The organism is Acinetobacter sp. 809848 (assembly GCF_000581275.1).
GTDB classification, from domain to species: Bacteria; Pseudomonadota; Gammaproteobacteria; order Pseudomonadales; family Moraxellaceae; genus Acinetobacter; species Acinetobacter pittii.
Map to the genome: position 1 here is coordinate 1 of NZ_JEXG01000150.1, position 1,061 is coordinate 1,061.

The following is a 1,061-nucleotide window of genomic DNA, read 5'->3' on the forward strand; positions in this document are numbered from 1 at the left end:
GGCGGCAGCGATTATTGTGGGAGGTGGTACGGCAGGCGTGGTGCAAATGAGTACAGTCGCTGCACGTGGTGTTTCAACTGCAACCACAGGCGGCTTAGGGAATTTTGTTGTTGCTACAGGGGAGTGGATTGGAGCAATTTTACTTTCGGTTTCAGCTTTGTTAGTTCCGGCGCTTGTTGCGGTAGTGGTGCTGATTGCGGTTATTTTAGCGGTACGTTGGATACGCCATAAAAAGCAAGAACAGGCACATAGTCCTCTATAGGTTTAGCCTAAACATATTTTAAACAGCAATAAAAAAAGCCCAACATCCTGTTGGGCTTTTTCGTATTTGGGTACTAGATATGACTCCTGTCGTATCTCACGCTTCTGGTGCTTGAACCTATTATTGTTGTTTTATGTTCCGGAACATCCTGTTCCTGTATGAGTTCATATTAGGAAAAAAGCGGGAAGTCGCCAATCCGCAAAATCCCTAAAAGTTTGTAGGATAAAGCGTACATTCAGAAATGATTTAACTTTTTAAAGTGAATATGAATAATAGCCACCTTATGACTTCAAGAAAAAAATCAAATGCGCATTAGAAAATCTTCAAGACTATTAGTTCTTAATGAAAATCATCAAACTTTATTATTTCAGTTTACTCATAAAAATGATGCTTTGGCTGGACAATCATATTGGGCAACCGTAGGTGGTGGGCTTGAAGAAGGGGAAACCTTCAAGCAAGCAGCTTGCCGAGAGCTTTATGAAGAGTTAGGCGTAGTCAGGCAAAATGTAGGGAATCATGTTGCAACACGCAATTTTGAAATGATGTTACCGAGTGCGGAAATGGTGATTTCTGAAGAAAGGCTTTTTATTGTTTTTATTAAAAATGAAGAAGTGAATACAGCAAACTGGTCAGAACATGAAAAGCTTGTGATTAGTAAAAGCCGTTGGTGGACGTTTGAAGAGCTAAGCCAAACAGATGAGATTGTTTATCCAAACAACATTCCTAATATTCTTGCAGATAGCCTACCTGAGATTTTTAATTCCTAGAATCTTCCAATATTCAGATATAAAAAAAGCCC

1 protein-coding gene and 1 pseudogene are annotated in these 1,061 nt (G+C 39.6%); both read left to right on the plus strand.

What is annotated here, in order from left to right; genetic code table 11:
* A partial coding sequence (locus J536_RS24485) for a DUF4126 domain-containing protein (protein WP_032064293.1) occupies nucleotides 1–262 on the plus strand: 262 nt, incomplete at its 5' end.
* 265 nt (nucleotides 263–527) lie between these two features.
* A pseudogene (locus tag J536_RS24490) lies at nucleotides 528–1,029 on the plus strand (NUDIX hydrolase).
* Nucleotides 1,030–1,061 lie beyond the last annotated feature (32 nt).